Consider the following 20,494-nt stretch of genomic DNA (forward strand, 5'->3'; position numbering starts at 1 on the left):
AGCTCCCCTACCCGTGAATAACAGCAGTCAGTTGAAACCACTGGTGGAAATAAAGTCGACATCGGTTTTCGGCTCGGCCCGCATCAACAGTTCGATGACCTGTTCCAGCGTGCGCCCCTCGAACAGGATCGCGTGCAAGCCTGCGACCAGCGGCATGTATACGCCGACTTCCTGGGACTTGGCTTTCAACACTTTCAGGGTATTGACCCCTTCGGCGACTTCGCCGAGGCGCGATACCGCTTCTTCGAGGCTCAGGCCCTGGCCGAGGGCGAATCCGACCTGATAGTTGCGGCTTTTCGGCGACGAGCACGTGACGATCAGATCGCCAACACCCGCCAGACCGAGGAAGGTCATCGGGTTGGCGCCCTGATTCACCGCAAACCGGGTCATCTCGGCCAAGGCGCGGGTGATCAGCATGCTCTTGGTGTTCTCGCCCATTTCCAGCGCCACCGCCATGCCGGCGATGATCGCGTAAACGTTTTTCAACGCCCCGCCCAGTTCGACACCAAAACGGTCGGCGCTGGCATAAACACGAAAGGTGCGGCCATGCAGCGCGGCTTGCACCTGTTTGCACAGTTCTTCGTCTTCACTGGCGACCACCGTGGCCGTCAGCGCGTGCTCGGCGATTTCCCGCGCCAGATTCGGCCCGGACAACACGCCGATGCGCGCCTGCGGGGCGATCTCTTCGAGGATCTGGCTCATCAGCTTGAAGGTCTGGGCTTCGATGCCTTTGGTCAGGCTGACCAGCATCTTGCCGCTCAAACGCTCGGCGTGCGCGGCGAGCACTGTGCGCAGTGCGCTGGACGGCAGCGCAACAAAGCACAGATCGCAGGCGTCGAGGGTCTGCTGCAAGTCGGTGACCGCCGTCACTCCCGGCAGAATCTTGATGCCTTTGAGGTAACGCGGATTTTCGCGATTGACCCGGATGGCCTCGGCCTGCTCGGGGTCACGCATCCACTGCAGGACTTGATGGCCGTTCTCGGCCAATAAATTGGCCACGGCGGTACCAAAACTTCCGCCTCCCAGGACCGCAATCGGGCGCTGCTCAGTCATATGCAATCCGTTAATCCATACCAGTGGCGATGCCGGCATTATACGGGGCGACCCGGTCGCGGCCAGCCCCTGCGTCAATAACCGACAGTTATAGGAAGAAGACCAATAAATCCTGGGAAAATGCCCGCAACGTAACTGGAAAAGTCGCTGTCCTCGGTTAACATGCGCGCCAACTCTTCGTTCGATAGGCCGCGTCGTGTTTTTCGCTCCTCCCCCACCGCGTTCTTCCCTGCTACTGGCGCTGTTGTTCAGCCCGGTGCTGCTGGCGGACGACCTGTTCATGGACGGCCAGGCGCTGCCGCAGGTACTGACGGCCACTCGGCTAAAACAGACGCCGGCGGAAGTGCCGGGGAGCATGACCGTACTCGACAGCGAATTGATCAGCGCCAGCGGCGCCCGCGACATCAGCGAACTGCTGCGGCTGGTGCCGGGCATGATGGTCGGCAACATCAGCGGCAATCAGGCGGCGGTCAATTACCACGGCACCAACGCCACCGAAGCGCGGCGCATGCAGGTATTGATCGACGGCCGCTCGGTGTACCGCGCAGGTCTGGCCACGGTGGACTGGAGCGATATGCCGGTGGCCATGGAGGACATCGACCGCATCGAAGTCTTTCGCGGCCCCAACACCGTCAGCTACGGTGCCAACGCGCTGATGGCGGTGGTCAATATCATCACGCGCCACCCGGCGGAAAGCCACGGCACGCGGCTGAAAATCACCCGAGGCCAGCGCGGCATCAATGACTTCTATGCCAGCCAGGGCACCGGATGGAATGGCGGTGATCTGCGTCTGTCGCTGTCCGGCCAGGAGGATGACGGTTTCGACAGCGATCGCACGGGCGCCGATTACCGTGACAGCCGCCGTTTGAACCGCTTCAGCCTCGCGGTCAGCCACACGCTGAATGACAACCAGAGCCTCGACTGGCAGGTCAACGCGAAGGACGGCAGCAATCAACGGCCTTATACCTACCGCCCGGTGTTCTCGGGGATTACTGACAGCGGCAACAATTCCGACGTTGTCGCCAAGGACTATGCCGGCTCGGTGCGCTGGAATCTCGACATCAATCCCGAGCACAGTCTCTATGTACAAGGTTCGGCGCAGCACTGGGATCGTCAGCAGGTGTGGCGCGCCTGTGATGCCGAGGTGTCCTTCAGCCCGGAGCTGACACAGCTGTGGCAGCTCAACCCGAATTACACCGAACGTTTAGCGCGCAACATCACACGCTTCACCGGCCCAGGCGCTGCGCCCGGCACGCCGCAGGAAATGGCGCTGGCCAACCAAGTGCTCGAGCAGTGGCGCAACGGCGCCAGTCAGACCCTGTGCGGCGACATCGACCAAAGCGCTCGCGAGTCACGCTACGACCTCGAACTGCAAGACACCCTCAGCCTGTCCGACAGCCTGCGCCTGGTCAGCGGCCTGAACTATCGTTATGACCGCGCCAGTTCCGAGACCTACTTCAACGGCACGCTGGACGACACCACGTGGCGTGCGTTCGGCCAATTGGAGTGGCGCGCCACTGAACACTGGCTGTTACAGGGCGGTGCGATGTTCGAAGACACGCAACTGATCGGCAGTTCGCTGACCCCACGCTTCGCGATCAATTACCTGATCAACCCGCGTCACGGCCTGCGCGCGGTGTACTCGGAGGCGATCCGCTCGCCGGATATGTTCGAGAACAACGTCAACTGGAGCTATCAGGTCAGCAAATTGCGACCTTCGGCGTACGGCAAGTCTTCGGCGCGCTATTTCGTCAAGACGCGCGGCCCCGGCGATCTCGATCAGGAACACATGCGCTCGCGAGAGCTGGGCTACAACGGCTACTTCGCCGAGTGGGGTCTGGCGGTCGACGTCAAACTGTTCTACGACGAGATCACCGGGATGATCAGCGAACCGCTGCGCAACAATCAGTACATCGCCAGCAACGCCAACAGCTCACGTTTTCGCGGCACCGAAACCCAACTCGACTGGCGCGTGAACACAGTCGACCGCTTGCGCTTCACTTACGCCTACGTCGAAGCCGAAGCGAGCAATCCGCTGGATCAGCAATTTACCGCCAGTCACAGCGGTTCTGCCGGATGGCTGCGCGATTGGGGCCACGGCTGGAACAGCGCCCTCTTCTATTACGGCGACAACGCGCTCAACGGCTATCGCTTCGAGCGCGTCGACACCCGAATCGCCAAACGCATCAAGCTGGGCAAGGCCCAACTGGAACTGGCCGGCGTGCTGCAGCAGCGCCTCGATCACGAGCCGACCACGTTCGTCGACAACAATTACGACGAACGCCGCGTGATGTATGTCAGCGCCGAGCTGGAGTTCTAGGATGCGCCACGGTCTGTCAAGGAAGACGCCGACCCTCGGCCATTGGCTGGCCGGACTTGGCCTGTTTCTGACCGTGTGGCTGCACGGCATGGCGGTGCAGGCCGCCGACATTCTGTTGACCGGCGCCGAAGAAAGCCCCGGCGTGCAGGCGTTCGTGCAGGCGCTGAGCGAATTGCGTCCCACCGACAACGTGCGTTTCCAGCCCTTGGCCAGTCTGCCCGCGCCAGGCAAATTGCCGTCCAGCCTGCGCCTGATTCTGCTCGACCTGCCAAGCCTCGACTGGCGCCTGCAAGAACCTCAAGGCCCGGCGACGCTGGTGCTGCGTATCAGCCGTCTGCAAGCCCGACAACGCCTCGGCGCGGCGCAACCGGCGCACCTGAGTTTGCTCTGGAGTGATCCGCCACTGAGCCGACAGCTGCAATTGATCCGACGCATCCTGCCTCAGGCGAGCCGGATTGGCGTGTTGTTCGATGAACACAGCGAGTTCCTCCTCAAAGAACTGCTTCTGGCTGCCGAGCCGCTGAATCTGCAAGTGGTCAGCCAGCGCTGGGACAACACTCACGACAGCCGCCCCCTGCAAGCCGTGCTGAAAAACAGTGACGTGCTGCTGGGCCTGGATGATCCGGATCTGTACAACCCGAAGACCGCGAAAAATCTGCTGCTCAGCAGCTATTCCCGGCAAATGGCGCTGGTCGGGCCAAACGCCGCGTTCGTGCGCGCCGGCAGCCTGGCCAGCACTTACAGCGACCAGAGCGATTGGCTGAGCGTTCTCGACCGGTTGCTCGACCAGCCGCCGATCCATTGGCCGCGATCGCTCTATCCCGAACGCTTTAAGGTCTCAAGTAATGCCCAGGTCGCTCGTTCCTTGGGTATAGAACCGCTGAATGAAGCGTCTGTCGCCAGCGCGTTGGCTGAAGGAGAAAGCCGCCCATGAATTTTCGACGTTGGGACATCAACACCCGTACCCAATTGATCAGCCTCGGCCCGGCGCTGTTGCTGACGTTGTTGTTGATCAGTTTCTTCACGTTCGTGCGCATTCAGGATTTGCGCCAGGAGCTGAACCACACCGGTCAACTGATCGCCAACCAACTGGCGCCCGCCACCGAATACGGGGTGATTTCCGGCAACAACGACGTGTTGGAAAGTCTGCTCAAGGCGACGCTGGCAACGCCCAACGTGCGCTTCCTTGAAGTACAGGACAGCGCCAACCGGATTCTGGTGTATGTCGAACAACCGGCGGATTCCCACAGTCGTCCGCATCAGGTCGAAGTGTTCCAGGCGCCGGTTCGACTGCAACGGATTGCCCTGAACAATGATTTTTTCCAGGACGCCAAAGTCAGCAGCGGCGCGGCCAGCGAGGATTATCTGGGGCGGGTGATCGTCGGTCTGTCCAACGATGCCTTCAGTCAGCGCCAACAGGAAATTCTGCTCAAGGCCGGGATTCTGGCGCTGTTCGCCCTGCTCTTTACGTTTGTCCTGGCGCGGCGACTGGCCGGCAGCCTGTCGCAGCCGATTCGCGATATCGGCAACGCGGTCAAGGCGATCCAGGATGGCGACTTTAAAACCCCGCTGCCGATCGTCGATGACACCGAGCTGGGCGCGCTGTCGCAGCACATCAACAATCTCGCTCAGGCGCTGGAGCAGGCCAGTCGTGAACAGCATCAGGCGATGGCACAGTTGATCCAGACACGCGAGGAAGCGGAAAAGGCCAACAACGCCAAATCCGACTTCCTGGCGATGATGAGCCATGAACTGCGCACGCCCATGAATGGCGTGCTCGGCATGCTGCAATTGCTGGAAACCACCGACATGACCGAGGAGCAGATCGAGTACGCCGCGCTCGCCTCGGAGTCCACTGAACACTTGCTCAAGGTCATCAACGACATCCTCGACTTTTCGCGCATCGAGCGTTCCGAGCTTGAGCTGGAACACATCCCGTTCAACCTCGCCGAACTGATCGGCGCGTGCGCCCAGTCGTTCCAGCACAGCGCAGTGCAACGTGGTCTGGCGCTCAACCTGCGGATTCCCGAAGACATGCGCGGCTTGCAGGTGCAGGGCGATCCGACGCGGATCCGGCAGATTCTGGTCAACCTGGTCGGCAATGCCTTGAAGTTCACTGAACAGGGCCGGGTCAGTATCGAGGCGCAGTGGCAGTCGCTGGATCACGAATTGCTGTGGTTCACCTGCTCGGTGCGCGACAGTGGCATCGGCATTTCCTCCGAGAGCCTGGAGCTGATGTTCAACGCGTTCCAGCAGGCCGACAGCTCGATTTCGCGACGCTACGGCGGCACCGGCCTGGGCCTGCCGATCGCCCGCACACTCGCCGAACGCATGGGCGGCACATTAAGAGCGCAGAGTGAGGAAGGTCTTGGGTCGGTGTTCACCCTGGAAATCCCGTTGGCTCTTTATAAGCAGGCATTGCCAAAACAGGTCGCACCGCGCGCATTGAACGGTGACGGCCAGGGCGCTGGACGCACTGTGTTGCTGGTTGAAGACAATCCGGTCAATCAGACGGTTATTGAAGCGATGCTGCGCAGTCTGGGCTTTACTGTCAGTGTCGCCACCGATGGCGCTCAGGCAGTGCGCAGTGCCCAGAGCAGTGAGTTCGAAGTGATTCTGATGGATTGTCGCCTGCCGATCATCGACGGCTATGAAGCAACCCGACAGATCCGCAACCTGCCCGGACGCGGCAACGTGCCGATCATCGCGCTGACCGCCAATGCCTTGCAGGGCGACCGGGAAACCTGTCTGTCGGCGGGGATGAACGATTATCTGGCCAAGCCGTTCAAACGTAATGATCTGCAGCAGATTCTGCAGCGGTGGGTGTCTTAGTGTCGGCTTTTCGAGCATCTGCGACTGGCATGAAAAGCGAAAGTGCGGCAGTCTTAGGCACCCGAACGAGCCTCAAAAGAGGCTTGATTAAAAATTTCAGTGCACAAGTGTACATTCATGTCCTTGGTGCTGTGACTTTCACCACAACGCAATAGTCTATGAGTAGGCTGCCGGTTCGAGGCATGAATGCTTCGAACGGTCGGGAAGATTTGCCCCACCTGCCGCATGGGATTATTGAGGAGCTCGCATGACCAAACAAAACGCCTTTACTCGGGAAGACCTGCTGCGCTGCAGTCGCGGTGAGCTGTTCGGCCCAGGTAACGCGCAACTGCCCGCCCCGAACATGCTGATGGTGGATCGCATCACCCATATCAGCGAAGAAGGCGGCAAGTACGGCAAAGGTGAATTGGTCGCCGAGCTGGATATCACCCCTGACCTGTGGTTCTTCGCTTGCCACTTCGAGGGCGATCCGGTGATGCCGGGCTGCCTGGGCCTTGACGCCATGTGGCAACTGGTTGGCTTCTTCCTGGGCTGGCAAGGTCTGCCGGGCCGCGGCCGTGCGCTGGGTTCGGGCGAAGTGAAGTTCTTCGGCCAGGTTCTGCCGACCGCCAAGAAAGTCACCTATAACATTCAAATCAAGCGCGTCCTCAAGGGCAAGCTGAACCTGGCTATCGCTGACGGTTCGGTCTCTGTGGACGGTCGCGAAATCTACACCGCCGAAGGCCTTCGGGTCGGCGTGTTTACCTCCACTGAAAACTTCTAAGGGTTATCCGCATGCGCCGCGTCGTTATCACTGGTCTGGGTATCGTTTCTTGCCTGGGCAATGACAAAGAGACCGTCTCCGCTAACCTGCGTGCAAGTCGCCCTGGCATCCGGTTCAACCCGGAATATGCCGAAATGGGTCTGCGTAGCCAGGTTTCCGGCTCCATTGACCTTCCCCTCGAAGAGCTGATCGATCGCAAGATCTTTCGCTTCGTCGGCCACGCCGCGGCTTACGCCTACCTGGCGATGAAAGACGCGATCACTGACTCCGGCCTGACCGAAGAGCAAGTGTCCAACCCGCGTACCGGCCTGATCGCCGGCTCCGGCGGTGCTTCCACGCTGAACCAGATGGAAGCGCTGGACATCCTGCGCGAGAAAGGCGTGAAGCGCGTCGGCCCATACCGTGTAACGCGGACCATGAGCAGCACCGTTTCCGCTTGCCTGGCCACGCCATTCAAGATCAAGGGCCTGAACTACTCCATCGCTTCTGCCTGCGCCACCAGTGCTCACTGCATCGGTACCGCCATGGAACAGATCCAGATGGGCAAGCAGGACATCGTCTTCGCCGGTGGCGGCGAAGAAGAGCATTGGAGCCAGTCGTTCCTGTTCGACGCGATGGGCGCCCTGTCCAGCAAGCGTAACGACACCCCGGAACAGGCCTCCCGCGCCTACGACGCCGACCGTGACGGTTTCGTCATCGCCGGTGGTGGCGGTATGGTCGTGGTTGAAGAGCTGGAACACGCTCTGGCCCGTGGCGCGAAGATCTACGCGGAAATCGTTGGCTACGGCGCGACGTCCGATGGCTACGACATGGTTGCCCCAAGTGGCGAAGGCGCGATCCGCTGCATGCAGATGGCGATGTCCACCGTTGATACCCCGATCGACTACCTGAACACCCACGGCACTTCGACTCCGGTCGGCGACGTCGCGGAAATGAAAGGTGTGCGTGAAGTGTTCGGCGACAAGGCTCCAGCGATCAGCTCGACCAAGAGCCTGTCCGGTCACTCCCTGGGCGCTGCCGGCGTTCACGAAGCGATCTACTGCATGCTGATGATGGAAGGCAACTTCATTGCCGGTTCCGCCAACATCGACGAACTGGACCCGGAAGTGGCTGACATGCCGATTCTGACCAAGACTCGCGAAAACGCCACCATCAACACCGTGATGAGCAACAGCTTCGGCTTCGGCGGCACCAACGCCACGCTGGTGATGAAGCGCTGGGAAGGCAAGTAATTCCCAAGGCTTGAGCCACACATGAAAAACGCCCCGACTGGTTCGGGGCGTTTTTTTTCGTTTGAAGAAAATAACCGGGACACCGCTGATCCCTGTGGGAGCTGGCTTGCCAGCGATAGCGGAGTGTCAGGTAACGAAGATGTTTGCTGTGCCGACGTCATCGCTGGCAAGCCAGCTCCCACAGGTTTCTATGCATGCCCTGAAAATGAAACTTCTGTCATGAAACTTACCGCCCTGCGACCGAATGTCGCGGATTCAGCGGCCTGCAGCACTGTTGCAAAAAACGCAACAACACCTTGCTCGAATAAGCCGTTTACTTAGCTGCCTAACAAATTCTATAAAAGAGTCCTGCACACGCCTTGCTGCAGATAACTTGAGATTTGGAGCTAGCAGATGACTGTAAAAGTAACTGAACGCGACGATTCACACATGTCCCATGAAGGCGTAGCCGCCGGTATCCGGATCTGGGATGTGCATCAACAAGACTTGCTGGTCGGGATGTTCCACAACGAGATTGACGCCCACAACTACAAGGCCGAACTGGAAGTGCAAGAGCAGCAACGGGATTTACGATCCGCCTGAATCAACCACAGCATTGAAAACGACAAACCCCGCGATCAGCGGGGTTTGTCGTTGTTACGGCTTGACGATTTACCACATCAGATCGTCGGGGATCTGATAGGCCGCGTACGGATCGTCCTCGGCGTTGACCTCTTCGGTCTTCACGTTGAGTTGCACGATGCGCTGTGGGTCGCGCTCCTGGATCTTCAGGGCCGCTTCACGCGGGATCACTTCATAGCCGCCGGCATGATGCACGATCGCCAGCGAACCGCTGCTGAGCTTGTTGCGCATCAGCGTGTTGACCGAGAGACGCTTGACCTTCTTGTCGTCAACGAAGTTGTAGTAGTCCTCGGTGGTCAGCTTCGGCAGACGCGAGACTTCGATCAATTGCTTGACCTGAGCGGCGCGCTCCTTGGCTTCGGCCTTCTCTTTCTGCTGACGGTTCAGCTCCTGATCGCGCTTGACCTTCTCGGCCATGGCTTCCTGGGCGGCGCGCTGCTGCGAGTCGTCCAGCTCGATCTGACCTTTGTGGGCCAGACGTTGCTGCTTCTGCTTGTCCTTGCTGACCTGCTTGGCCTGCTTTTGATTGACCAGGCCTGCTTTGAGCAACTGATCGCGAAGGGAAATACTCATGGTGCTTACTCACTTGGGCAGTTGCTCAGCCACAGCTGGGCAAATTCTTTTCCTGACGTTTGGCTTCACCCCACAGGGCGTCCAACTCTTCGAGGGTGCAATCTTCTATGGGACGGTGGGTGTCGCGCAATGCCTGTTCGATAAAACGGAAACGTCTTTCAAACTTGCCGTTGGCGCCACGCAGTGCAGTTTCCGGGTCAACCTTCAGATGCCGGGCCAGATTGACCACGGAAAACAGCAGATCACCGATCTCGTCAGCCACCGCTACGGGATCGTTTTCGGACATCGCCTCGAGCACTTCATCGAGCTCTTCACGCACTTTGTCGAACACCGGCAAGGCGTCCGGCCAGTCGAACCCCAACTGCCCCGCACGCTTCTGCAGCTTGGCTGAGCGCGACAATGCAGGCAACGTGGCCGGTACGTCATCAAGCAGTGACAGTTGCTGTGGCGCGGCGGATTTCTCGGCACGCTCTTGGGCCTTGATTTCCTCCCAGCGCTGCTTGACCTGCTCTTCATTCAAACGCGGCACGTCCAGCGGCGCGTACAGGTCGCCGGTGGGGAAAACGTGAGGATGACGACGGATCAGCTTGCGGGTGATGCTGTCGATCACACCGGCAAACTCAAAGCGCCCTTCTTCGCGCGCCAACTGGCTGTAATAGACAACCTGGAACAACAGGTCGCCAAGCTCGCCCTGCAAATGATCGAAATCGCCGCGCTCGATGGCGTCGGCCACTTCGTACGCTTCTTCGAGGGTGTGCGGGACGATGGTTGCGTAGGTTTGCTTGATGTCCCACGGGCAACCGAACTGCGGATCGCGCAGCCGGCTCATGAGATGGAGCAGGTCTTCAAGGCTGTACATCATGTTTTCTGTCTCACCACAAAACCCATGTGGGAGCGAGCCTGCTCGCGAAAGCGGTGTGCCTGCAACAAAGATGTCGACTGACACGCCCTCTTCGCGAGCAGGCTCGCTCCCACAGGGAACAATCAATTGCGTCACGGGGTGCGATTACGCCGTGTCTCGATGATGTTCGGCAACTGCGAAATCCGTCCCAGCAACCGCCCCAGTGCATCCAGACCCGGGATCTCGATGGTCAGGGACATCAGCGCAGTGTTGTCTTCCTTGTTCGAGCGGGTGTTGACCGCCAACACGTTGATCCGCTCGTTGAGCAGCACCTGCGAGACGTCACGCAGCAGACCCGAACGGTCGTAGGCGCGGATGACGATGTCCACCGGATAGGTAAGCACCGGCACCGGCCCCCAGCTGACCTGAATGATCCGCTCTGGCTCTCGTCCGCCCAGTTGCAGCACCGAGGCGCAGTCCTGGCGGTGAATACTCACGCCACGGCCCTGGGTGATGTAACCGACGATCGCATCGCCCGGCAAGGGCTGGCAGCAGCCGGCCATTTGCGTCATCAGGTTACCAACGCCCTGAATCTGAATGTCGCCGCGCTTGCCCGGCTTGTAGCCAGTCGCTTTGCGCGGGATCAGTTCCAGCTGTTCGTTACCGCGCTCCGGCTCGACCAGTTGCTGCGCCAGGTTGACCAGTTGCGCCAGGCGCAGGTCACCGGCACCGAGGGCGGCGAACATGTCTTCGGCGGTTTTCATGTTGGCCTTCTCGGCCAACTTGTCGAAATCCACCGCCGGCAAGCCGAGGCGTGTGAGCTCGCGTTCGATCAGGGTTTTACCGGCGGCGACGTTCTGGTCACGGGCCTGCAACTTGAACCAGTGAACAATCTTCGCCCGCGCCCGCGACGTGGTGACGTAACCGAGGTTCGAGTTCAGCCAGTCTCGGCTGGGGGTGCCGTGTTTGCTGGTGATGATCTCGACTTGCTCGCCGGTCTGCAGGCTGTAGTTGAGTGGCACGATGCGCCCGTTGATCTTGGCGCCACGGCAGTTGTGACCGATTTCGGTGTGTACGCGGTAGGCGAAGTCCAGCGGTGTTGCGCCTTTCGGCAAGTCGATGGCGTGACCGTCGGGCGTGAAGATGTAGACCCGATCCGGTTCGATATCAACGCGCAGCTGTTCGGCAAGACCACCGATATCACCCAGCTCTTCATGCCACTCGAGCACCTGACGCAGCCAGGAAATTTTCTCTTCGTAGTGATTGGAGCCGGATTTGACGTCAGTGCCCTTGTAACGCCAGTGCGCGCAAACCCCGAGCTCGGCTTCTTCGTGCATCGAGTGCGTACGAATCTGCACTTCAAGCACTTTGCCTTCCGGACCGATCACGGCCGTGTGCAACGAGCGGTAGCCGTTCTCTTTCGGGTTGGCGATGTAGTCGTCGAATTCTTTCGGGATGTGCCGCCACAGCGTGTGGACGATACCCAGCGCGGTATAGCAATCGCGCATTTCCGGGACCAGCACGCGCACCGCACGCACGTCGTAGATCTGGCTGAATTCAAGACCCTTGCGCTGCATTTTGCGCCAGATCGAATAGATGTGTTTGGCTCGACCGCTGATGTCGGCGTCGACGCCGGTGGCCTGCAGTTCATCCTTGAGCTGGGTCATTACGTCGGCGATGAAACGCTCGCGATCAAGCCGTCGCTCATGGAGCAACTTGGCGATCTGCTTGTATTGATCAGGCTCCAGATAACGGAAGGACAAGTCCTCCAGTTCCCATTTGATATGACCGATGCCGAGCCGGTGCGCGAGCGGCGCATAGATGTCGAAGACTTCCCGGGCGACACGGTTACGCTTCTCGTCGTCGGCGGTTTTCACCGCACGAATGGCGCAGGTGCGTTCGGCCAGTTTGATCAGGGCAACACGCACGTCGTCGACCATGGCCACGAGCATTTTGCGCAGGTTTTCCACCTGCCCTTGCGTGCCCATGACCATGGACTGGCGCGGACTGAGGCTGGCACTGATCGCGGCCATGCGCTGCACGCCGTCGATCAGCTTGGCAACCACCGGACCAAAGCGCTGGCTGACAGCCGCGAATTCGATCTGGCCTTCGCGCACACCGCGGTACAGGACCGCGGCGACCAGCGAATCCTGATCGAGCTTGAGGTCGGCGAGAATCTCGGCGATCTCAAGGCCGGTTCTGAAACTCCCGGAGCCCTCGGCCCACAGGTTTTTCGCAGCATTGGACTGTTGTTCGGCCTCGCGAGCGAACTCGCAGGCTTCTTTCAAGGCTTCGCGATCCAGTGCCAGATCGACACTGACCGCGTGATCGAGCCAAGCCTCGAGATTGATACTGCCGTCAGTGTTGATCGGCTGGTGTGCTCTCACCTGTACCATCTTGCTTTACCTTCCCTACGACGCAGATTCAATGCGTCAAATCGCTGACCTTCGTTGCCCGTTTGCACTCGTGGGGCTAAAGCGAGCGCTGTACGGACGGACCAGACGGATCAGACGAGCCATCCTGGCTCGCTTCAAATAACGCCATGGCCTCGACATGTGCCGTCTGAGGAAACATATCGAGAATCCCGGCACGTTTTAACCGGTAGCCCTGCTTGATCAATTCGACCGTGTCGCGCGCCAGCGTTGCAGGGTTGCACGACACATACACCAACCGCTTCGCACCCAGGGTCGCCAGCTTGCGCACCACCTCGAAAGCACCGTCACGCGGTGGGTCCAAGAGTACCGCAGAAAAGCCATCTCCGATCCACTCGACACCCGTTAAAGGCTGGGATAAATCGGCTTGAAAAAACTTTGTGTTATGCAAATTGTTACTGGCGGCATTCGCAGCGGCACGTTCGACCATGGTCTGCACACCCTCCACCGCCACCACTTCGCGCACCGTTCTGGCCAGTGGCAAAGCAAAGTTGCCGAGCCCGCAGAACAGGTCCAGCACGCGCTCTTCGCTGGTCGGCTTCAGCCAGTCCAGTGCCTGCGCAACCATCGCTTCGTTGACGCCCGCGTTGACCTGGATGAAATCCCCCGGCCGGTAAGCCAGATCCAGATCCCACTGCTCCAGGCGATAACTGAGCGCCTGCGTGGCATCGACCGGTTGCGGCCCGCCTTCGCCGTGCAACCACAACTGCGCTTCATGAAACTGGCAGAAGTCCTTGAGGATCGTCAGATCTGCTTCAGACAACGGCGCCATGTGCCGTAGCAACACGGCCAGCGACGAGCCAGCGAACAATTCGACATGGCCCAACGCTTGCGGCTTGCTCAAACGACGGAGCATCTCCGGCAAACGGCTCATGATCGGCTGCAAGGGCTGTACCAGCACCGGGCATTCGTTAATGCCGACGATGTCCTGACTGCCGGCGGCGCGGAAACCCACTTCGAGTTTCTTCGCTTTCATGTCCCAGCGCACAGCAACGCGGGCGCGACGGCGATAGCCGAACTCGGGACCGGTCAACGGTGCTACCCACTCTTGCGGTTCGACACCGGCAACTTTGGATAATTGCTCGGCGAGCATGCGCTGTTTCAGGGCGAGCTGTTCACTGTGGGGCAAGTGCTGAACGCTGCAGCCACCGCAGCGACCGGCGTGCTGACACGGCGTCGGCCGGCGCAGTTCGCTGGCCTTGAACACGCGTTCGGTGCGCGCCTCGACCACTTTGCCGTGGGCGCCGAGCACTCGCGCTTCGACCTCTTCACCGGCAAGCGCGCCGAGCACGAACCAGGTCCGGCCTTCGAAAAACGCGATACCGCGCCCGTCATTCGCCAGGCGCTCGATGTTCAAGCGCTGCTTCTTGCCAGTCGGGATTTGCGGGGCCTTGCTGCCGCCGGTGGGCTGGAAGCGCAGGCCTCTCTCTTGCTTGGCCATCAGTTGGGCGCGTCGAAAATGCCGGTCGACAAGTATCGGTCGCCACGGTCACAGATGATCGCGACGATCACCGCGTTTTCAACTTCCTGGGACAGACGCAGCATCGCTGCTACCGCACCGCCCGAGGACACGCCGCAGAAAATGCCTTCTTCGCGGGCCAGACGACGGGTGACGTCCTCGGCCTCGCTTTGCGCCATGTCGACAATGCGATCAACACGATCGGCCTGATAGATCTTCGGCAGGTATTCCTGCGGCCAGCGGCGAATACCTGGAATGGCCGAGCCTTCCATCGGTTGCAGACCAACGATCTGCACCTTGTCGCTCTGCTCTTTCAAGTAGCGCGAGACGCCCATGATGGTCCCGGTGGTACCCATCGAGCTGACGAAGTGAGTGATGGTGCCCTCGGTCTGACGCCAGATCTCCGGGCCGGTGCTGGTGTAATGCGCTTCTGGATTGTCGCCATTGGCGAACTGATCCAGCACCTTGCCACGACCTTCGGCCTCCATGCGTTGGGCGAGATCGCGAGCGCCTTCCATGCCCTCTTCCTGACTGACCAGAATCAGCTCGGCGCCATAAGCGGTCATCGCCGCTTTGCGCTCGGCGCTGGAGTTGTCCGGCATGATCAGGATCATCTTGTAACCCTTGATCGCGGCGGCCATCGCCAACGCAATTCCGGTGTTGCCCGAGGTCGCTTCGATCAGCGTATCGCCGGCGTGAATCTGCCCGCGCAACTCGGCACGGGTGATCATCGACAGCGCCGGACGGTCCTTGACCGAACCCGCCGGGTTATTCCCTTCGAGCTTGAGCAATAAGGTGTTGCTGGTGACACCGGGCAGGCGCTGCAAACGCACCAGCGGAGTGTTGCCGACGCAATCGGCGATGGTTGGGTACTGCAGGGTCATGGCGTATTCGCAATCCAGACGTGCGGGGGCGCCTATCATACCGGCAAACCCGCGAAGGCCATATCACGCAAAGTGCGGTGCTTATGGTTTATGGGAATAAGCAGCAATTGTCTCGCCAGTGGTGAGACATTTCCGATTCAGCAGGGGTGCAAAAGGCTTCATCGCTGGCAAGCCAGCTCCCACAGAATTTTGGTGTTGCTTATATACGTGCAGAAGCTGCGGCACGTTGTGATCTTTTGATCTGGCGTCTAACAAAACAAGATCAAAAGATCGCAGCCTCGTTTCACTCGAATGCTCCTACAGGGCCTGGGGGTGGGTGAAGGTTGGGTGAGCGCCGCTGGCACCTGTGGCAGCTGGCTTGCCAGCGATGGCGTCTGGGCTGACAACAGCATCATCCGCCACCAACCGCAAATTCACCCGCAACCCCGCCCCGCTATTCTCCGCCCAAAGCGTTCCGCCCTGGCGCTGCACCGCATTCCTGGCGATGCTCAACCCCAGACCAAACCCGCCATCCCCCGGGCGCGAGCCGTCGAGTCGGGTGAACGGATCAAAAATCCGCTGCAGATCCGCTTCAGCCACGCCGCCGCCCTGATCTTCCAGCCACAGATGCCAGTAATCCCCGTCCCGCCGTCCTTCCAGCCGCACAATCCCGCCCTCGGGCGAATGACGAATGGCGTTGCGCAGAATGTTCTCCAGCGCCTGGGCCAAGGTGTTGAGATTGCCGCGCACCCAGCAAGAAGCCTGCACCGAGCACTGCAACTGCAGGCTCGGCCAGCCGCTTTCATAACAGGCGTTATCGGTGAGCATTTCCCACAGCGCCTGAATCTGGATCGCCTCGTCGGGCAATGGTGAGCGTTCGGTGTCGAGCCACGCCAGTTGCAGCGTGTCTTCGACCAGTCGCTGCATGCCGTCGACTTCACGACCGATGCGTGCGCGCAATTGCACCAGGCCCTGCTCGCTTTCACTCGCTACCCGCAATCGGCTCAGGGGCGTGCGCAGTTCATGGGACAGGTCTCGCAGCAGTTGCTGTTGCAGGGCGACGGTGGACTGCAGACGTTCGGACATCGAGTCGAACGCCCGGGCCAGTTCACCGAGTTCGTCCGGGCGCTGGGTGATACCGCTGGATAACCGCACATTCAATTGATCGGCACGCCAGGCATTGGCTTGTTCGCGCAGATTGTTCAGCGGCACCACCAGCAGGCGATACAGCCCCACGCACAGCAGCAAGGTGAACAACCCCGGAATCACCCCGTTGGTGATCACCCGCCAAAACAGTCGATATTTGCCCGGCAGGAAACGCTCGGGCAACTCGATCACCAGACTGCCGGCGGAAGGATCCTTGGGAAACGGTATGCGCAGCCCGGGCCGGCCCTTTTTATGAATCGGCCAATCGAGCCCGCGCAGAAAAGTCAGGCGCTGGATTTCCTGCTCGTTCAACGGATCATTGGCCAGCGACTGCAAATTGCTGTCAATTACGCCGACCCAGCCAGCCTCGCGCAATTCCATACTCTGCAGCCAACTATCGACGCCGTCACGCCGACCTTGCTGCCACGCCCGCTCGGCTTCAGCGGCGTAACGTGTAAGGGTGTCGCGGGCGACGTCAGACAGGAACTGGTTGCGCTGCTCCATGTATCGGCCCCACGACCAACTCAGCCAGATCATTAGCAGACAGAACGCCACCAGCAAACAGGCCAGTTTCCAGAACAGCGAGTGACGCCCCGGCAACTCAGACACTTTCATCGGCACCACTGAGCACGTAGCCCTTGCCCCACACGGTGCGCACTTCGCGCTCGGTGTAGCCGATGGCTTTGAGTTTGCGGCGGATCTGGCTGATGTGCATGTCGAGGCTGCGATCGTGCGCGGCATAGCCGCGTTGCAGAACGTGCTGATAAAGGAAGGCCTTGCTCAGGACCTCCTCGTCATTGCGATTGAGGGTTTCCAGCAGACGGAATTCGCTTCGGGTCAGGCCAGCGGGTTGCTCGCGCCAATACACGTCGCACTGTTCATCGTCGAAGCGCAGCGTGCCGGTCGCCACTGGCGCCGAGCGCTCTGGAGGACGCCGATCAAGGGCGACCCGGCGCAAGATCGCTTCGATGCGAACATGCAGTTCGGCCATGCTGAACGGCTTGGGCAGGTAATCGTCGGCACCCAGGCGAAAACCACTGATGCGATCGGCTTCGGCACCAAGCGCCGACATCAGCAGCACTGGCGTCGAATGGCTCTGGCGCAGTTGAGTGAGCACGTTCAGACCGTCCAGCCCCGGCAAAAGGATGTCCATCAACACCACGTCGAACGGCTGGCGTTGGGCGATGTTCAGGCCTTCCTGGCCGTTCTGGCACCAGGTCACCTGAAACCCGCTGCGACCCAGATGTTCATGAACATAGGCACCCAGGACCGGATCGTCCTCGATGGAAAGAATGCGTGGCTGGCCAACGGAAACAGGAGTCATGAGTATCTGCAAGTAATTCTCAGTTAGGCGCGATTATTCAAGATTGGCGGACACCGGGCAACCCAAGGTTGCACTGTCGGACAAACGCGCCTTGCCAGGCCGAACGACAACGCCGGTATTTTTCCGGAGATTGCCCGCGAGCAAATCGCTACACTGCGCCCAAGTCGCGTGCCGGATGCACGCATGAGTCAACAGATCAGCGGGATGCAGGAGATAGGCGTGCTCAAGAAACTGGGAATCAAAGGTCGCGTGTTGTTGCTGACCTTGTTGCCGACCAGCCTGATGGCGCTGGTGCTGGGTGGATATTTCACCTGGACGCAGCAGTCCGACCTGCAAACCCAATTGCTCCAGCGTGGCGAAATGATCGCCGAGCAACTGGCACCCTTGGTGGCGCCGGCGATGGGCCACGGCAATGGCGAACTGCTCGAACGCATTGCCACTCAGTCCCTCGAACAACCGGACGTGCGCGCGGTGACCTTTCTCGCGCCGGATCGCTCGCCACTGGCCCACGCCGGCCCGACCATGCTCAATCAGGCGCCGAGCGGCGACAGCGCGCACTTGCAACGACGCAGCGGCAATGACGCGACCCGTTACCTGATGCCGGTCTTCGGCAAGCACCGCAACCTCGCCGGCGAACTGATCCCGGAAGAATCCGAGCGCCTGCTCGGCTGGGTTGAACTCGAGCTGTCGCACAACGGCATGTTGCTGCGCGGGTATCGCAGCCTGTTTGCCAGCCTGTTGTTGATCGCCGCAGGCCTCGCCGGTGCGGCGCTGCTCGCACTACGCATGGGCCGCACCATCAATCGGCCGCTGAGCCAGATCAAACAGGCCGTCGCGCAACTCAAGGACGGTCACCTGGAAACCCGTCTGCCACCCCTCGGCAGTCAGGAACTGGACGAACTGGCGTCGGGCATCAACCGCATGGCCGGCACCCTGCAAAACGCCCAGGAAGAATTGCAGCACAGCGTCGATCAAGCCACTGAGGACGTGCGCCAGAACCTCGAAACCATCGAAATCCAGAACATCGAACTCGATCTGGCGCGTAAAGAGGCTCTGGAGGCGAGCCGGATCAAATCCGAATTCCTCGCCAACATGAGCCACGAAATCCGCACGCCACTCAACGGCATTCTCGGCTTCACCCACCTGTTGCAGAAAAGTGAACTGACCCCGCGCCAGCTCGACTATTTAGGCACCATCGAAAAGTCCGCCGACAGCCTGCTCGGGATCATCAACGAGATTCTCGACTTCTCGAAAATCGAGGCCGGCAAACTGGTGCTCGACCACATTCCGTTCAATCTGCGCGACTTGTTGCAAGACACCCTGACGATTCTCGCCCCCGCCGCTCACGCCAAGCAGCTGGAACTGGTCAGTCTGGTGTACCGCGACACCCCGTTGTCGCTGGTCGGTGATCCGCTGCGCCTGAAGCAGATCCTCACCAACCTGGTCAGCAACGCCATCAAGTTCACCCGCGAGGGCACCATCGTTGCCCGTGCAATGCTGGAAGAAGAGCACGATGACAGCGTGCAGCTGCGCATCAGCATCCAGGACACCGGCATCGGCCTGTCGAATCAGGACGTGCGCGCGTTGTTCCAGGCCTTCAGCCAGGCAGACAATTCGCTATCGCGCCAGCCCGGCGGCACCGGACTGGGTCTGGTAATCTCCAAGCGCCTGATCGAACAGATGGGCGGCGAGATCGGCGTCGACAGCACGCCGGGCGAAGGTTCGGAATTCTGGATCAGCCTGAGCCTGCCCAAAGCCCGCGACGATGCCGAAGACTTGCCCTCGGCGCCGCTGCTCGGCCGCCGGGTCGCCGTGCTGGAAAACCATGAACTGGCGCGTCAGGCCTTGCAGCATCAACTGGAAGACTGCGGGCTTATGGTCACCCCGTTCAATACCCTGGAAAGCCTGACCAATGGCGTTACTGGCGCACACCAGACCGATCAGGCGATTGATCTGGCGGTGATCGGCATCACCAGTAACGACATGCTGCCCGAACGCCTGAACCAGCATATCTGGGACCTCGAACACCTGGGCTGCAAAGTGCTGGTGCTGTGCCCGACCACTGAGCAGACGCTGTTCCATCTGTCGGTGCCCAACCCGCACAGCCAGCTGCAGGCCAAACCGGCCTGCACGCGCAAACTGCGCCGCGCCCTTTCGGACCTGGCCAACCCGCGCCAACCGCGCAACGAACCCGGCGAACCGCTGTCGAGTCGCGCGCCGAAAGTGCTCTGTGTCGACGACAACCCGGCCAACCTGTTGCTGGTGCAGACCTTGCTCGAAGACATGGGCGCCAAGGTATTGGCCGTGGAAAGCGGTTATGCCGCGGTCAAAGCAGTGCAGACCGAATCGTTCGATCTGGTGCTGATGGACGTGCAGATGCCGGGCATGGACGGTCGCCAGAGCACCGAAACCATCCGCCAGTGGGAAAGCGAGCGGCATTGCACACCGCTGCCGATCGTCGCCCTCACCGCCCATGCCATGGCCAACGAAAAACGTGCGTTGCTGCAAAGCGGCATGGATGACTACCTGACGAAACCGATCAGCGAGCGGCAACTGGCGCAAGTGGTGCTGAAATGGACCGGTCTGGCACTGCGCAATCAGGCACCGGAGCGCGTCAGCGAAGGTGCTGCGGGCAATCACGAACTGCCAGTGCTTGATCACGAGGAAGGTTTGCGTCTGGCTGCCGGCAAAGAAGATCTGGCGGCGGACATGCTGGCGATGCTGCTGGCTTCACTGGAGGCCGACCGCGAAGCCATCCGCAGCGCGCGCGACAACCACGACCAGAATGCACTGATTGAACGCGTGCATCGCCTGCATGGCGCCACGCGTTACTGCGGCGTACCGCAATTGCGCGCAGCCTGCCAGCGCAGTGAAACCCTGCTCAAACAGGAAGACCCGAAAGCAGCGATGGCGCTGGATGAGCTGGAACTTGCAATCAACCGATTGGCCGCGCAAGCGAAGATCAGCGCCTGATCCAGCGCAATGCCGGTCAACGCCGTCACGGCTAAAGTGGACTCGGGTGATGCAGCCCCGGT

The 20,494-nt window shown here is 60.4% G+C and carries 16 protein-coding genes; 8 read left to right on the top strand and 8 right to left on the bottom strand.

Annotated elements, in window-relative coordinates; genetic code table 11:
* Positions 1-27: 27 nt before the first annotated feature.
* Positions 28-1,053, bottom strand: a complete 1,026-nt coding sequence (locus AB4P97_RS15775) for an NAD(P)H-dependent glycerol-3-phosphate dehydrogenase (protein ID WP_042560480.1) — start codon at positions 1,051-1,053, stop codon at positions 28-30.
* A 196-nt stretch (positions 1,054-1,249) separates the two neighbouring features.
* Here AB4P97_RS15775 and AB4P97_RS15780 point away from each other — a divergent pair, with 196 nt between their 5' ends.
* The 7 genes from AB4P97_RS15780 to AB4P97_RS15810 all read left to right on the top strand — a co-directional run bounded on the left by AB4P97_RS15780 (position 1,250) and on the right by AB4P97_RS15810 (position 8,782).
* Entirely contained in the window at positions 1,250-3,373 is a 2,124-nt protein-coding gene (locus tag AB4P97_RS15780) for a TonB-dependent siderophore receptor (protein WP_042560481.1), read from the top strand.
* Position 3,374: 1 nt separating this feature from the next.
* On the top strand, positions 3,375-4,307 hold the full coding sequence (locus tag AB4P97_RS15785) for an ABC transporter substrate-binding protein (protein WP_042560482.1): 933 nt from the start codon (positions 3,375-3,377) through the stop codon (positions 4,305-4,307).
* Complete coding sequence (locus tag AB4P97_RS15790; protein WP_047302650.1) at positions 4,304-6,205, top strand: response regulator; 1,902 nt, start codon at positions 4,304-4,306, stop codon at positions 6,203-6,205. The genes AB4P97_RS15785 and AB4P97_RS15790 overlap by 4 nt, the downstream gene beginning before the upstream one ends.
* Positions 6,206-6,452: 247 nt before the next feature.
* A complete protein-coding gene (gene fabA / locus AB4P97_RS15795) occupies positions 6,453-6,968 on the top strand; it encodes a 3-hydroxyacyl-[acyl-carrier-protein] dehydratase FabA (RefSeq protein WP_042560484.1) in 516 nt (171 codons plus the stop codon).
* A gap of 11 nt (positions 6,969-6,979) precedes the next feature.
* Positions 6,980-8,200, top strand: a complete 1,221-nt coding sequence (fabB, locus tag AB4P97_RS15800; RefSeq protein WP_042560485.1) for a beta-ketoacyl-ACP synthase I — start codon at positions 6,980-6,982, stop codon at positions 8,198-8,200.
* 21 nt (positions 8,201-8,221) lie between these two features.
* Positions 8,222-8,521, top strand: a complete 300-nt coding sequence (locus tag AB4P97_RS15805) for a hypothetical protein (RefSeq protein ID WP_395601320.1) — start codon at positions 8,222-8,224, stop codon at positions 8,519-8,521.
* A 72-nt stretch (positions 8,522-8,593) separates the two neighbouring features.
* Positions 8,594-8,782 carry a hypothetical protein gene (locus AB4P97_RS15810; protein WP_008079144.1) on the top strand — a complete coding sequence of 63 codons (189 nt, stop codon included), beginning with the start codon at positions 8,594-8,596 and terminating at the stop codon, positions 8,780-8,782.
* 69 nt (positions 8,783-8,851) lie between these two features.
* Here the strand turns inward: AB4P97_RS15810 and AB4P97_RS15815 are convergent, their stop codons facing one another.
* From AB4P97_RS15815 to AB4P97_RS15845, 7 genes are all read right to left on the bottom strand, one after another.
* On the bottom strand, positions 8,852-9,394 hold the full coding sequence (locus AB4P97_RS15815) for a DUF2058 domain-containing protein (RefSeq protein WP_042560486.1): 543 nt from the start codon (positions 9,392-9,394) through the stop codon (positions 8,852-8,854).
* Positions 9,395-9,419: 25 nt separating this feature from the next.
* Entirely contained in the window at positions 9,420-10,253 is an 834-nt protein-coding gene (mazG, locus tag AB4P97_RS15820) for a nucleoside triphosphate pyrophosphohydrolase (protein WP_395602949.1), read from the bottom strand.
* Between the two features lie 134 nt (positions 10,254-10,387).
* Complete coding sequence (gene relA / locus AB4P97_RS15825) at positions 10,388-12,631, bottom strand: GTP diphosphokinase (protein WP_042560488.1); 2,244 nt, start codon at positions 12,629-12,631, stop codon at positions 10,388-10,390.
* A gap of 76 nt (positions 12,632-12,707) precedes the next feature.
* Complete coding sequence (gene rlmD / locus AB4P97_RS15830) at positions 12,708-14,108, bottom strand: 23S rRNA (uracil(1939)-C(5))-methyltransferase RlmD (RefSeq protein WP_395601321.1); 1,401 nt, start codon at positions 14,106-14,108, stop codon at positions 12,708-12,710.
* A complete protein-coding gene (cysM, locus tag AB4P97_RS15835; RefSeq protein WP_042560490.1) occupies positions 14,108-15,010 on the bottom strand; it encodes a cysteine synthase CysM in 903 nt (300 codons plus the stop codon). Before cysM ends, rlmD begins: the two co-directional genes overlap by 1 nt.
* Before the next feature lie 297 nt (positions 15,011-15,307).
* Positions 15,308-16,750, bottom strand: a complete 1,443-nt coding sequence (locus tag AB4P97_RS15840; RefSeq protein WP_395601322.1) for a histidine kinase sensor domain-containing protein — start codon at positions 16,748-16,750, stop codon at positions 15,308-15,310.
* A complete protein-coding gene (locus AB4P97_RS15845) occupies positions 16,737-17,459 on the bottom strand; it encodes a response regulator transcription factor (protein WP_047302656.1) in 723 nt (240 codons plus the stop codon). The genes AB4P97_RS15840 and AB4P97_RS15845 overlap by 14 nt, the downstream gene beginning before the upstream one ends.
* Before the next feature lie 219 nt (positions 17,460-17,678).
* Between AB4P97_RS15845 and AB4P97_RS15850 the strand changes: the two genes are divergently transcribed.
* Positions 17,679-20,432: a response regulator gene (locus tag AB4P97_RS15850; RefSeq protein ID WP_200616897.1), complete on the top strand. Its 2,754-nt coding sequence runs from the start codon at positions 17,679-17,681 to the stop codon at positions 20,430-20,432.
* The last annotated feature ends 62 nt before the right edge of the window (positions 20,433-20,494 follow it).

The sequence above is a fragment of the Pseudomonas sp. A1230 genome (assembly GCF_044218825.1).
Taxonomy (GTDB): domain Bacteria; phylum Pseudomonadota; class Gammaproteobacteria; order Pseudomonadales; family Pseudomonadaceae; genus Aquipseudomonas; species Aquipseudomonas iridis.